At 68.9% G+C, this 14,154-nt stretch carries 8 protein-coding genes and 1 pseudogene; 5 read left to right on the top strand and 4 right to left on the bottom strand.

What is annotated here, in order from left to right; genetic code table 11:
• Window positions 1-25: 25 nt before the first annotated feature.
• Entirely contained in the window at window positions 26-2,041 is a 2,016-nt protein-coding gene (gene ybaL, locus V5F48_RS16835; protein ID WP_394259630.1) for a YbaL family putative K(+) efflux transporter, read from the bottom strand.
• A gap of 508 nt (window positions 2,042-2,549) precedes the next feature.
• Here ybaL and V5F48_RS16830 point away from each other — a divergent pair.
• Window positions 2,550-3,221, top strand: a complete 672-nt coding sequence (locus V5F48_RS16830; RefSeq protein ID WP_394108544.1) for a L,D-transpeptidase — start codon at window positions 2,550-2,552, stop codon at window positions 3,219-3,221.
• A gap of 292 nt (window positions 3,222-3,513) precedes the next feature.
• Window positions 3,514-5,043 (top strand): histidine--tRNA ligase, encoded by a 1,530-nt coding sequence (gene hisS / locus V5F48_RS16825; RefSeq protein WP_394259629.1) that lies wholly within the window; start codon window positions 3,514-3,516, stop codon window positions 5,041-5,043.
• 93 nt (window positions 5,044-5,136) lie between these two features.
• On the opposite strand, the gene V5F48_RS16820 is transcribed toward hisS, so the two are convergent.
• Entirely contained in the window at window positions 5,137-5,673 is a 537-nt protein-coding gene (locus V5F48_RS16820) for a GcrA family cell cycle regulator (protein ID WP_394108542.1), read from the bottom strand.
• Between the two features lie 741 nt (window positions 5,674-6,414).
• On the opposite strand from V5F48_RS16820, the gene V5F48_RS16815 reads away from it, so the two are divergent.
• The 3 genes from V5F48_RS16815 (at window position 6,415) to V5F48_RS16805 (ending at window position 9,831) form a co-directional block, all read left to right on the top strand.
• Window positions 6,415-7,623, top strand: coding sequence for an aspartate aminotransferase family protein (locus V5F48_RS16815; RefSeq protein ID WP_394259628.1), 1,209 nt, complete (start codon window positions 6,415-6,417; stop codon window positions 7,621-7,623).
• Window positions 7,620-8,549, top strand: coding sequence for an ornithine carbamoyltransferase (argF, locus tag V5F48_RS16810; protein WP_394259627.1), 930 nt, complete (start codon window positions 7,620-7,622; stop codon window positions 8,547-8,549). Before V5F48_RS16815 ends, argF begins: the two co-directional genes overlap by 4 nt.
• A gap of 247 nt (window positions 8,550-8,796) precedes the next feature.
• Window positions 8,797-9,831: an Hsp33 family molecular chaperone gene (locus tag V5F48_RS16805; RefSeq protein ID WP_394259626.1), complete on the top strand. Its 1,035-nt coding sequence runs from the start codon at window positions 8,797-8,799 to the stop codon at window positions 9,829-9,831.
• An 88-nt stretch (window positions 9,832-9,919) separates the two neighbouring features.
• On the opposite strand, the pseudogene V5F48_RS16800 reads toward V5F48_RS16805, so the two are convergent.
• Window positions 9,920-10,309: pseudogene (locus tag V5F48_RS16800) on the bottom strand (allophanate hydrolase-related protein); the annotation flags it as partial.
• 93 nt (window positions 10,310-10,402) lie between these two features.
• Window positions 10,403-14,152 (bottom strand): 5-oxoprolinase/urea amidolyase family protein, encoded by a 3,750-nt coding sequence (locus V5F48_RS16795; RefSeq protein WP_394259625.1) that lies wholly within the window; start codon window positions 14,150-14,152, stop codon window positions 10,403-10,405.
• Window positions 14,153-14,154: the final 2 nt, after the last annotated feature.

Raw genomic sequence — 14,154 nt, 5'->3', positions numbered from 1 at the left:
GCAACTTATTCGCATTTAAGTCGGCCTAGCCCTTTTTGTTCTGCTCCGCTGCGGCGGTCTCCGCAAGGGCAGCGACGGCCGCAGCGGAGGATTCAGGCTCCGAAAAGGGCGGCTGCGTTGCCGCAGGGCCAACGATTCCAGCCGGCACCATGGCTGGGGCCGACGCCGGGGCGGGCGCGGGGGATTTCGCGCGTGCGGTCTCGGCCGATGGGGAGGGCACGGCCGGGGGCGTCACTGCGCTCACCTCAACCTTGGCGGCGGGCACGTCGGGGGAGGTCGCCTCGGCCTCGGACCCGGTGGTGGTGGTTCCCGCGGCCTGGACCGCGGCAGCGAGGTCCGCGTCGCTGCGGTCCAGCACATGGGCGAGCATGCCCCGCGCCACCTCGCGCTCGCCCATGATGATGAAGTCGGCGCCGCCCTGGCGCAGGTGCTCCACCTCCGCGTCGGAATGGGCGCGGGCGACGATCTCGATGCCGGGATTGATCTGCCGGGCCTTGCGCAGCACGCCGCTGGCCTCGAAGCCGTCGGGAATGGCGAGGATGAGCCGCTTGGCCCCCGCCACGTTGGCGGCGGTGATGGCGGCGGGGGAGGCGGCGTTGGCGTCCACCACCTCGATGTCGCTGCGCCGCAGCTCGTCCACCCGGTCTTCCTGGTCCTCGATGACGAGGAAGCCAAGGCCGGCGGCCTTCAGCCCATCCGCCACCAGACGGCCGACACGGCCGTAGCCCACCAGCACCGTGTGGGCCTGCTGGGAGGTGACCGGCAGGGCGGGCGCGGGCGGCGGCGCCTTCTCCGCCGCCGGGGCCGGAGCCTCGGCCGCCACCGCCTTCGCCACCGCCTTGGCCCGGTAGCGGTCCAGCGCCAGGAAGAAGAACGGGTTGATGAGAATGGAGATGATCGCTGCCGCGAGGATGAGGTCGCGCCCTTCCTCCGGCAGCAGCTGGAGGTCCACGCCCAGCGCCACCAGGATGAAGGAGAACTCGCCGATCTGCGCCAGCGAGGCGGAGATGGTGAGCGCCGTGACATTGCCGTAGCCGAACGCCCGCACCAGCAGGAAGGCGGCCAGCGACTTGCCGAACAGCACGATCAGCACGGTGATCAGCAGCGGCCCCGGGCTCTTGATGACGATGGACGGGTCCACCAGCATGCCCACGGAGACGAAGAACAGCACGGCGAAGGCGTCGCGCAGGGGCAGCGTCTCTTCCGCCGCGCGGTGGGAGAGGGGGGATTCGCTCAGCACCATGCCGGCGAAGAAGGCGCCGAGCGCGAACGACACCCCGAACAGCTTGGCCGAGCCGAAGGCGACGCCCAGCGCGATGGCCAGCACCGCCAGCCGGAACAGCTCCCGCGAGCCGATATGGGCCACCCAATGCATGATGCCGGGAATGACGCGCCGGCCCACCACCAGCATCAGCACCACGAAGCCCGCCACCTTGGCGAGGGTGATGGCGAGCGTCACCCACACGTCTTCCCCGCCCAGCCAAGCGGCGGTGGAGGTGGTCACCACCCGCCCGCCCAGGGCGCCCGAGAGCGCGGGCAAAAGCACCAGCGCCAGCACCATGGCGAGGTCTTCCACGATGAGCCAGCCCACCGCGATGCGGCCCTGCTCGCTCTCCACCATGCGCCGTTCCTGCAGCGCCCGCAGCAGCACCACGGTGCTCGCCACCGCCAGGGCGAGGCCGAACACGATGCCGGCGCCGAGCCCCCAGCCCAGCCCATAGGCCAGGCCGATGCCCATGAGGGTGGCGACGCCGATCTGCAGCACCGCGCCGGGAATGGCGATGGCCTTCACCGACAACAGGTCGCTGAGGGAGAAATGCAGGCCGACGCCGAACATCAGCAGGATGACGCCGATCTCGGCCAGTTCCAGCGCCATGCCCTGGTCGGCGACGAAGCCGGGGGTGAAGGGCCCCACCATGACGCCGGCGAGCAGATAGCCCACCAGCGGCGACAGTTTGAACCGCTGGGCGATGGCGCCGAAGACGAAGGCGAGGACGAAGGCCCCGACGAGTGTCGCAATGAGCGGCGTTTCGTGGGGCAAGGATCGTCCTCCGTGGGGCAATAGGGCTTTGGCACAAGGGGCGCCTCGCGCCGGATGCGCGCGGGTGCCCGGATTTGGGATGAGGGCAGTTCAGGCGAATGCCCCTGCCAGTCGCAGTAGTATTCCGCATGAACGCGGCACTGTCATGGCGCAGATGCCGGCAGGGCAGTTTTTTCCGTTTCCGGGGGCGGGGGATTGGTGCCCCATTCCCGCTCGCGGGGGAGCACAGGGTGCCGCCCGCGTACGTGCGCATTCACATTCCCGCGATGTCGTTCACCGGAAACATGTGGCGCAAAGGCCACCCCGCAGCGCAGCATTGATGGTAAATCGCTGCCCATGAGGTCTTGCGGCCGCGTCATCCGCTGCGCTTTCAGGCGAAGCCGGTGATGGGGCGTTAACCTTAACGCCACCTGTGCACGGTTCAATGTCGCAGACATGGGGCGAAACCCGCGCCCCGGTCCGCGCGTTGATGCGTGCAGATATTCGTTTCGTTCCGAGTGGAAAGACCATGGCCCTGAAGTCCCCCACGGCAGATCATTCCTCGACGCCTGAACGCCTGACCCGTCGCCTGTTCGTGCTTGGAGCGCCGCTGGCGCTCGCCGCCTGCGTGACCAATCCGCCCCCCGCGCCGCTCAGCCGGTCGGCCATGATGTATGGCCCGGTGGAGGGCGAGCCCTTCCCGGTGGACGAGGTCGACCTCTCCGAGGTGGATCCCCGCTTCCTGCGCCAGGAGGTGCCGGCCCCCGCGGGCTTTGCCCCCGGCACCATCCTCGTCGATGTCAACGAGCGCTTCCTTTATCTGGTCGGGCGGGACGGCAAGGCCATCCGCTACGGCGTGGGCGTGGGCAAGGAGGGCTATTCCTTCCGCGGCTGGGCCACCATCAAGCGCAAGGAAAAATGGCCCCACTGGACCCCGACCGCCAACATGGTCCGGCTCCAGCCGGCCCGCTATGGACCCTATGCGGCCGGCCTGCCCGGCGGCGAGACCAACCCGCTCGGCCCGCGCGCGCTCTATCTCTATGACGGCGACCGCGACACCCTGTTCCGCATCCACGGCACCATCGAGCCGTGGAGCATCGGCCAGCAGGTGTCCTCCGGCTGCATCCGCCTTTTGAACCAGGACATCATCGACCTCTACGAGCGCGTGCCGCTGGGCACCCGGGTCTATGTGAGGGGCTGAGCGGGCGGCTCGCCTTTAGCCGCTCGCGTCCCGGCCGACTGGACCGCAGCGTGAGCGCAGGGGAAGGAGAGCCGGGACCCAGCGCAGGGAGTCGCCGAAGGCGGCCTGATCTGAAACCGTCCTGGGGATTGTCTGCTTCGCAGGACTCTTGCGCTGGACCCCGGATCGGCGCTCAGGCTTCGCCTTCGCTTGTCCGGGGAACGGCTGGTCTCCCCAAACTTGCCGTTCCGTCCCCCGTCCTCTAAGACGCCCCGACCTTTTCTAGAGATACCGGGACGGGCTCCCACACCCCATGGCCAAAGAATTCAAGCCGAAGGCGCGGCTCCCCCGCGGCCTCGTCGATCGCACCGGCGCGGAGCTGTCCGCCACCCGCGCCATGCTGGAGAAGATCCGCGCCGTCTACGAGCTGTACGGCTTCGAGGCGCTGGAGACCCCGGCCCTCGAATATACCGACGCCCTCGGCAAGTTCCTGCCGGACCTCGACCGCCCCAACGAGGGCGTGTTCTCCCTCAAGGACGACGACGAGCAGTGGCTGTCCCTGCGCTATGACCTGACCGCGCCGCTGGCCCGCTACGTGGCCGAGCATTTCGAGCAGCTGCCCAAGCCCTACCGCTCGTACCGGGCCGGCACCGTTTTCCGCAACGAAAAGCCCGGCCCCGGCCGCTTCCGCCAGTTCATGCAGTTCGACGCCGACACGGTGGGCGCCCCTTCGGTCGCCGCCGACGCGGAGATCTGCATGATGGCCGCCGACACCCTGGAGGCGGTGGGCGTGCCCCGCGGCGCCTATGTGGTGCGGGTGAACAACCGCAAAGTGCTCGACGGGGTGATGGAGGCCATCGGCCTCGGCGGGGATGAAAACTTCGGCCGCCGCCTCACCGTGCTGCGGGCCATCGACAAGTTCGACAAGTTCGGCGTTGAAGGTGTCGAACTTCTGCTCGGCCCCGGCCGGCGCGACGAGAGTGGCGACTTCACCAAGGGTGCGGGGCTGGACCCGCGCCAGAGCGCGGTTGTGCTCGCCATGCTCACCGGCGAGGGCCTGCGCGCCACCGACGTGGGAGTTGAAGTCGAACTCGGCGGTGATGTGGAGCTCGCGGCGGCCTTGGCGTCCAATTCCGCCTTCCTTGAGGGCATGGCCGAGCTGCGCGACATCGCCGCGCTGGTCACCGCCGCTGGCTATGAGGACCGGGTGAAGATCGACCCGTCCGTGGTGCGCGGCCTCGAATATTATACCGGCCCCGTCTACGAGGCCGAGTTGACGTTTGAAATCAAGGATGAAGAGGGTCGCCCGGTGCGCTTCGGCTCGGTCGCCGGCGGCGGGCGCTATGACGGGCTGGTGGCCCGCTTCCGCGGCGAGAAGGTGCCCGCGACCGGCTTCTCCATCGGCGTCTCCCGGCTCTTGGCGGCGCTGGCCTTCCTGGGAAAAATGGATGCAGCGCCGGAGGTTGGCCCGGTCGTGGTGCTGGTGATGGACAAGGAGCCGCACCGCATCGCCGACTATATGAAAATGGTGGCGGACCTGCGCGCCAACGGCATCCGGGCCGAGATGTATCTGGGCGGCGGCGGCATGAAACCGCAGATGAAATATGCCGACCGGCGCGGCGCGCCCGCGGTCATCATCCAGGGATCAAACGAGAAATCGGCAGGCGAGGTGCAGATCAAGGACCTCGTGGAGGGCGCGAAGATCGCCGCCTCCATCGCCGACAATGCGGACTATCGCGCCGCCCGCCCGGCCCAGTTCGCGGTGAAGGAGGAAGACCTCGTCTCCGCCATCCGCGACGTGCTGGAGCGCCGCGCCGCCCCTTCGCTGGGGCTCGCGGACTGAATTTTCCGGGCCGGGAGTCGCAGGAAACCCCCTCGCGACTTCAATGACTTGAGTGAAAGGGCCGGGGGGCCTCCTCCCCGGCCCTTTCCATTTTCACAGAAAGGCGAGCCGCCGGTCCCGGCGGCGATCCTGCACCGGCTGGTAAGCCATGCGGGCATGCACGGTGCAATAGGGCGTGCCCGGATTGCTCTTGCCGCCGCAGAAATGGAAGCTCTCCGTGCCCGGCTCGCCGAGGGGCCAGCGGCAGGTGGACTCGGTGAGGTTCATGATGGTGCAACGCTGTGCCATGGGCACCACGTTGTCGACCGCCTTGGGGGCGGGCGCCGGAGCCTCTTCCGGCATCTCCTCCGGCTCCGCCGCGAGCGCGGTGTTGCCGATGGTGGCAGGGCGGTGCGGACGGGCCAGATCTCCTGCCCCGGTGCCCGGCCGCTCGGGCCGGTCCGTCTTGCTGCGCGGGCGGGCCGGCGCCGGGGTCGGCGACTTGGCACGGCCGGACAGGCCCAGCCGGTGCACCTTGCCGATCACCGCATTGCGGGTGACCTCGCCCAATTCAGTTGCAATCTGGCTCGCGGAGAGGCCTTCGCTCCAGAGCTTCTTCAAGAGTTCGACGCGCTCGTCAGTCCAGCTCATCGCTCTTCTCCATTTGCCGCATTTGAAAGCCACCGGCACCGGCATCCGCCGGCGTCGCGTGGGTCGGTCCGGAGCCCGTGCTGGACCCCTGGACGACGGCCGGCGAGAATGCGTCGGCCGAAAACGAGGGCGCCGGACATACGCGGGGCGCCTGGAGCCCGTCCGGTCAGATCGCAACCCGATCGGAAAACGGCCTCTTTTCATCACGTTGGAGACGGATCGATCGATCAGGTCAATGCGACCTGAACGGTCCGGCCCCAGTCCAGCCCGCCGCCTGGCGGTGCCGGGAGGCGCGTGAAGCCGGACTCCTTCCACGGTTCCCCACGCTTCCGCGTGCGGATCCGGCCCGGCTCTGCAAGGTCCTGGAAATGCGTCCCTGGCGTCCCTCACGCACGACATCTCGTGGCTGACGAGAAAGAACCTACAATATGGCTGGTGCGCACAACAGAGTCGGTGATGGCGTCAAGGCCGTTTTCCCCAGCTCCTTAAGGCTTCGTTAAGGCCATGGGTTCCACGGCGCTCTGACACCGGGCAAACGGGTGCCGGAAAAACGGGCGTGAGGCTTGGGAACCGGCTGCGGCAGCGCATGAGTTGACCTCGCGCGCATGATCATTAGAATCCGGTCCGTCGGGCCGCCCCCCGCGAGGGCGGCCTTTTTTGTTTGCGATGCGCCGGTTGTCGCGTTTTGTTCGTCAACCGGTGCCACCTCAAGGGGAATGAACCCTTTTTGGGAGGAATGAAGTGATCACCGCCGTTCTGCCGACCTATGCGCGCATCGACCTCGAATTCGAACGGGGGGAGGGCTGCTGGCTCGTCACGACGGACGGGCGACGCTTTCTCGATTTCACCGCCGGCATCGCGGTGAACGTGCTGGGCCATGCCCATCCCTATCTCGCCGACGCGCTTTCCGAGCAGGCGAAGAAGCTCTGGCACACCTCGAACCTGTTCCGCATCCCCGGCGGCGAGAAGCTTGCCGAGCGCCTGAAGGCCGTGACCTTCGCGGACACCATGTTCTTCACCAATTCGGGTGCGGAAGCCATCGAGTGCGCCATCAAGATGGCCCGCAAATACCAGTTCGCCAGCGGCCATCCGGAAAAGAACCGCATCATCACCTTCGAGGGCGCGTTCCACGGCCGCACGCTGGCGACCATCGCCGCCGGCGGCAACGCCAAGTATCTCGAAGGCTTCGAGCCGGCCATGCCGGGCTTTGATCAGGTCCCGTTCGGCGACCTTGAAGCCGCCCGCGCCGCCGTGACGCCTGAGACCGCCGCCATCCTGGTGGAGCCGGTGCAGGGCGAGGGTGGCGTGCGCGTTCCCCCGTCGACCTTCCTCAAGGGCCTGCGCGCCCTGTGCGACGAGAAGGGCCTGCTGCTGGTGCTCGACGAGGTGCAGTGCGGCGTCGGGCGCACCGGCAAGCTGTTCGCCCACGAATGGGTCGGCGTCACCCCGGACATCATGGCCGTGGCCAAGGGCATCGGCGGCGGCTTCCCCATGGGCGCCTGCCTCGCGACGGAAGAGGCCGCCAAGGGCATGACGCTTGGCACCCACGGTTCCACCTATGGCGGCAACCCCCTCGCCATGGCGGTGGGCAATGCCGTGCTCGACCTCGTGCTCGCCGACGGCTTCCTCGACCATGTGAACGCCATGTCGACGCGCCTCGTGCAGCGCCTCGCCGAGGTGAGGGACCGGCACCCGTCCATCATCGCCGAGGTGCGCGGGCAGGGCCTGCTGCTGGGCCTGCGCTGCGCCGTGCCGGCCGCCGATCTGGTGGTCGCCCTGCGCGAAGAAGGCATGCTCGCGCCCGGCGCCAGCGACAATGTGGTGCGGCTGTTGCCCCCGCTCATCGTGAGCGAGGAGGAGGTGGGCATCGCCGTGGAGAAGATCGAAGCTGCCTGCCGGCGTATCGAGGACCGCCTCGTGGCCGCTCCGGTGCAGGGAGCGGCGGAATGAGGGGGAACGGCGTGCGCCATTTTCTAGACCTGTCCGAGATCCCGGCCGAGGAATTGCGCCGGGTTCTCGATTTTTCGAAGGATCTCAAGGCCCGGCGCAAGGCCGGCGAGGTGGATCGGCCGCTTGCGGGCAAGACGCTCGCCATGGTGTTCGACAAGCCGTCCACCCGCACCCGCGTGTCCTTCGACCTCGCCATGCGGCAGCTCGGCGGCGATACCATCATGCTCACCGGCCAGGAGATGCAGCTGGGCCGCGGCGAGACCATCGCCGACACCGCCCGCGTGCTGTCGCGCTTCGTGGACGCCATCATGATCCGCATCCTGGACCATGACGACCTGACCGAACTGGCGAAGCACGCCACCGTGCCGGTCATCAACGGGCTGACGCGCATCTCCCATCCCTGCCAGGTGATGGCGGACGTGCTGACCTTCGAGGAGCACAAGGGCAACATCCAGGGTCGCTCCGTGGCCTGGACGGGTGACGCCAACAATGTGCTCGCCTCCTGGGTCCATGCCGCCCAGCGCTTCGACTTCTCGCTCAGGGTCGCCACCCCGAAGGAGCTGTCGCCGCGCCAGGCGCTGAAGGACTTCGTCAAGCGCACCAAGGCGAAGGTGAAGTTCGTGCGCGATCCCGAGGAGGCGGTGGCGGGCGTGGACTGCGTCGTCACCGACACCTGGGTCTCCATGGGCGACAAGGAGGCGGAGCGCCGCCACAATCTGCTGAAGCCCTATCAGGTGAACAGCGCCCTCATGGCGCGCGCCCACAAGGACGCCATCTTCATGCACTGCCTGCCCGCCCACCGCGGCGAGGAGGTGACCAACGAGGTGATGGACGGCCCGCAGTCGGTGGTGTTCGACGAGGCGGAGAACCGCCTGCATGCCCAGAAGGGCATCCTCGCCTGGTGCTTCCACGCGGCGGGCGACTAGCGCACGCCGATCGCAAGCGCGATCTTGGGGGCGAAGATCCGGGACGATGGCGGCCTGCGCCGGTCTGACGGACCGATCCGGCGGCCATCTTCCGCCGGCGGGGTCGGGTGCCTATATGCCGGCTCAACCCTTCCGGGTGGGATGGCATCTGGCCGGGGCAGCGGCTGCCCGGATTCGCGGCTATGGTCAGCGACTGCGGTCAGCGGCCACGATCGTCCTGCCCGGCCCATCGTTTCGAGGAGTCCCCATGAGCGGCGAGCGGTCCGGCGGCGAACAATCCCGCGGCGAGAGACACGGCAGCACCCGCCGGGCCGAGGCGGCGCAGGACGACATCGTCACCGCCTTCCAGGTGGATGCGCTGGACCTGCGCGGGCGCACCGTGCGCCTCGGCGCGACGCTGGATGCGGTGCTGGCGCACCATGATTATCCCGCGGCGGTGAAGCGCGTGGTGGGCGAGGCGGTGACGCTGGCCGTGCTGCTGGGATCGTCCCTCAAGTTCGAGGGCCGCTTCATCCTGCAGACCCAGACCGACGGGCCGGTGGACATGGTGGTGGCGGACTTCCTCACCCCCGACAAGATCCGCGCCTATGCGCGCTTCGACAAGGAGGCGCTGGCCGAGGCCGAGCGGCGCAACGAGACCTCGCCCGCCGCCCTCATCGGCCGCGGCCACCTCGCCATGACCATCGACCAGGGCCTTTCCGCCAACCGCTACCAGGGTGTGGTGGCGCTGGACGGCTCGGGGCTGGAGGAAGCGGCGCACGAATATTTCCAGCAGTCCGAGCAGATCCCCACCCGCGTGCGCCTCGCCGTGGGCGAGGAAATGAAGGCGGGGGGCGCGGCCTCGTCCTGGCGGGCAGGTGGGCTTCTGGCCCAGTTCCTGCCGCAGGACGCCTCCCGCTCCCGCATGTCCGACCTTGCGCCGGGAGATGCGCCGGAGGGCACCACGCCCCACGCCGTGGACGAGGACGACGCCTGGGTGGAAGCGCGTTCCCTCGTCGCCACACTGGAGGACGTGGAACTGATCGACCGCGACCTCTCCAGCGAGCGGCTGCTGTTCCGCCTGTTCCACGAGCGCGGGGTGCGGGTGTTCGATCCCGCGCCCATGGCGGCCCATTGCTCCTGCTCGCGCGAGCGGGTATCCGGCGTGCTCGCCTCCTTCTCCGGCGAGGAGCGGCGCGACATGATCCAGGACGACGGGCATATCGCCGTCACCTGCGAATTCTGCGGCCGCGTCTACAAATACAGTGCCGAGGAAGTGGTCGGCGGGCACACGGACGGCTGATGCGCCTTGCCGCGAAGTGCCCCTCTGCCGCAGGGGAGGGGCGTCATCCCCCGGACGAGCCGGGGGATGAGAGGACCAGCGGGTCGCCCTATCCGCGCCGCCGCTCCATATAGGCGCGCCAGCCGCCGAGCGCGGTGATCTCCTCGGCGCGCTCCACCGCATGGGCCTCGCACAGGAAGCCGGGCACTTCGCTGCCGTCCTCCAGCCGCACCTTGCCGATGCCGAGCGGCGCCGGGATGCGGGAGACGAAGCGGCCGAAGGCGGCAGGGTCCAGCGCCCAGACCTCCACCTCCAGCCCTGGCCCGGCAAAGCCCGGGGCGCGCACCACGCCGGGCTTCAGGGGCGTGGTGTCCGGCAGCACGAACAGCCGGTAGTCCGGCGCGGTGCGGCAGCTTTTCACCAGCACGCCGCCGGCCTCCGTAAGCTCCGGATTGAGCGGCATGCCGGAGAGATGCGCACCCACCACGGCGATGGGCACGGCCTCCCGTGGGCTGGTTTCGGACGGGCGATGTCCGCTGAGCGGCAGATCGGTCGTCATGAGCTTTCCTCCGGGCTTTTCTCTCGGCGTTCGTCACAGGGCTTCGAGCACGCAGACCACATCGCCGGAGCGCACGGTGCGGCCGGGAACGGCGCGGATCTCCCGCACCCGCCCGGCGGCATGGGCGGTGATGGAGATTTCCATCTTCATGGATTCGATGATGGCGATGGTTTCGCCTGCGGCGACCACCGTCTCCTCCGCCACCAGCACCTTCCAGACATTGCCGGGCACGCTGGCGGAGACGCCGAAGCAGCCGGCCGGCATCTCGCCTTCGCTGAAGGGGCCGGCGCCGTCCTCCACCACGAAGCTGTCGAGCCCTTCCGCCTTCCAGCGGGCGCGCTCGGCCTCGAAGGCCGCCTGCTGGCGGGCCTTGCCGGCGGTGATCTCGCCGGCATTGGCGGCGAGGGTCGCGGCATAGTCGGCGTAGGAGAAGCGGCCGTCCTCGATGCGCACCGGATAGGCGCCGTGGGGGAAGGCCTCGCGCGCCTCCATCAGCTCCTGGTGGCTCACGGGGAAGAAGCGGATCTCGTCGAAGAAGCGCAGCAGCCACGGGGTGCCGGGCTCGAACACCTTCGTGGAGCGCCACGTGTTCCACATCTGGATGGTGCGGCCGAACAGCTGGTAGCCGCCCGGTCCCTCCATGCCATAGATGCACATATAGGCACCGCCGATGCCCACCGCGTTTTCCGGCGTCCAGGTGCGGGCCGGATTGTACTTGGTGGTGACCAGGCGGTGGCGCGGATCGATGGGGGTGGCCACCGGCGCGCCGAGATAGACATCGCCGAGGCCCAGTACCTGGTAGCTCGCCCCGAAGATGATGTCCTTCACCGCCTGCTCGTCCGCCAAGCCGTTGATGCGGCGGATGAACTCGATGTTGGACGGGCACCACGGCGCGTTCGGCCGCACCAGCTCCTGATACTTGCGCATGGCAAGTTCCGCCTGCGGGTCGTTCCAGGAGAGGGGCAGGTGGACGACGCGGCTCGGCACCACCACGTCCTCGGCGCGGGGCAGGCCGCTCTCGATCTCGGCGAGGGCGTCCAGCAGCTTGGCGCGTGGCATCGCCCCGCCATCGTAGTGGATCTGGAGCGAGCGGATGCCGGGGGTGAGGTCGATGATCCCCGGCAGGCGCGCCGCCTCCACTGCCTGTGCCATCAGGTGGGCGCGCAGGCGCAGCGCGATGTCGAGGTGCATGTCGCCGAACTCGACAAGGAGATTGTCGTCCCCCTGCCGGCGGTAGACCACGCTCACCGGGCCGTCCTCCCTCCGGGCGAGGATGGGCGAGCCGGCGTTTTGTCCCGACTTTGAAGTTAGCACGAGCGGCGCCCCCTCTCCCGCCCGAAGCCGGATGTTTCCGGCTTCGGCACTCTCGATCCCAACTCCGCTGACGCGGAGTGGGGGCGGGGGAGGGCTGGGGAGGTGGCCGGTTTCCGTTGGCCCGGCGGCGGGGCGAGTGGCGCCGTCCTCCCCCTCCCAACCCTCCCCCGCAAGCGGGAGAGGGCTTTGCGCAGCGAAGGCCGGTCCGGCGATGGGGTCTTCCGGCCGGGGCAGGGCGAAGAAGCGCACGGTGTCGCCGGGCTTCAGCTGCCCCATCTTCCACTGCTCGTCGCGGGCGATCACCGCCGGGCAGACGAAACCGCCCAGCGAAGGGCCGTCCGGGCCGAGGATGATGGGCATGTCGCCGGTGAAGTCGATGGCGCCGATGGCATAGGCATTGTCGTGGATGTTGGAGGGGTGGAGCCCCGCCTCCCCCCCATCGGTGCGCGCCCAGCGCGGCGTCGGCCCCATGAGGCGCACGCCGGTGCGGGCGCTGTTGAAATGCACCTCGTAGGTCGCCGAGAACAGATCCGCGATGTCGTCGTCCTGGAAGAAGTCCGGCGCGCCATGGGGGCCATAGACCACGCCGATGCTCCACGCCCGCGTCAGCGGCGCGGGGGTGCCGGCGACATGGTCCGGAACCTGTGGGCGTGCGGACTTGGGGGCGAGGTGGAGGGTGTCGCCGCCCTTCAGCGTGCCGGTGGCATGGCCGCCGAACGCGCCCAAAGCGAAAGTGGCGCGCGAGCCCAGCACCACGGGGGCCTGGAACGCGCCGTTCACCGCCAGATAGGCCCGCTGCCCCGGCCCCGAAATGGCGCCGATGGCCAGCACCTGCCCGGCCTTCACCGCGAAGGCGGCATCATGCGGGGCGGGGGTGCCGTCGAGGGTGGCGGGCATCAGCGCGCCGGAGAGGGCCACCACCGCATCGTCATGGAAGCGCAGGGTCGGCCCGTTCACGGTCAGTTCCAGTGCGCATTGGGTCTCGGCATTGCCCACCAAAGCATTGGCGCGACGGAAGGAATAGTCGTCCATGGGGCCGGAGGGCGGCACGCCCACATGCCACAGGTGGAGCCGCCCCGGCAGTTCCTGAAGGCTGGACTGCGCTCCGGGGACAAGCACCTCCACGCTTTCGGGGCGGAAGGCGAAATCCTTCAGCGCCGTGGTCGCCACCTTGGCCGAGGCGAGCAATTCGGACGCCGCGATGGCGCGCAGATACTGAAGGTTGGTCTCGATGCCGCAGATGGAGGTTGCCGCCAGTGCGGCATTGAGCGCCGCGATGGCGGCGGGGCGGTCTTCCCCGGTCACGATCACCTTGGCGAGCATGGGATCGTAATAGGGCGTCACCTCGGTGCCGGTCTCGATCCAGCCGTCGATGCGCGCATTTGCGGGAAACTTCACCTCGGTGAGAAGGCCCGCCGAGGGCTGGAAATTGGCGTGAGGGATCTCCGCATAGACGCGCACCTCCATGGCCGCGCCCTTCGGCACCAGCGGGCCGGCGGCGGCGATGGGATCTTCCCCGGCGGCCTGCCGGATCATCCATTCCACGAGGTCGATGCCGAACACCGCCTCGGTGACGGGATGTTCCACCTGCAGGCGGGTGTTCACCTCCAGAAAGTAGAATTCCTGCCGGGCCGGGTCGTAGATGAACTCCACCGTGCCGGCGCTCTCATAGGCCACGCTCTCACCCAGCTTCACGGCGGCGGCGTGCAGGCGCGCGCGCACGGCGTCGGAGAGGAGGGGGGCGGGGGTCTCCTCCACCACCTTCTGGTTCCGCCGCTGGAGCGAGCAGTCGCGCTCGCCGAGCGCCACCACACGGCCCTTGCCGTCGCCGAAGATCTGCACTTCCACATGGCGCGCCGCGGCCACGAAGCGCTCCAGATACACCCGCGCATCGCCGAAGGAGGCGCGGGCGGTGCGCTGGACGCGCTCGAAGGTGTCGGCCAGCTCCTGCGGCGTGTGGCACAGCTGCATGCCGATGCCGCCGCCGCCGGCGGTGGACTTCAGCATCACCGGATAGGTGATGGCCTGCGCCGCCTCAAGCGCGTCCTCGGCGCTGTCGAGCAGGTCCGTGCCCGGCAGCAGCGGCACGCCGGAGGCTTTCGCCAGCGCGCGGGCCGTATGCTTCAGTCCGAAATCCTTCAAATGCTCGGGTTTGGGGCCGATGAAGCGGATGCCTTCATCGGCGAGCCGCTGGGCGAAGGCCACGTTCTCCGACAGGAAGCCGTAGCCCGGATGCACCGCCTGCGCGCCCGTCGCCTTGCAGGCGGCGATCACGGCATCCACGTTCAAATAGCTCTCGGCGGCCGGGGCCGGGCCGAGGCGCACCGCCTCGTCCGCTTCCAGCACGCCGCGGGTGAAGCGGTCGGCGTCCGAATACACGGCCACCGAGGCGATATTCATGGCGCGGAGCGTGCGGATGACCCGCCGCGCGATCTCGCCGCGATTGGCGATGAGGACTTTCGTGAACATGG

Origin of the sequence: Xanthobacter autotrophicus ATCC 700552 (assembly GCF_043194565.1) — a bacterium.
Taxonomy (GTDB): Bacteria; Pseudomonadota; Alphaproteobacteria; order Rhizobiales; family Xanthobacteraceae; genus Xanthobacter; species Xanthobacter autotrophicus_F.
Note: the sequence above shows the minus strand (reverse complement) of the source record. Positions and strands in the feature narration are given on the sequence as shown.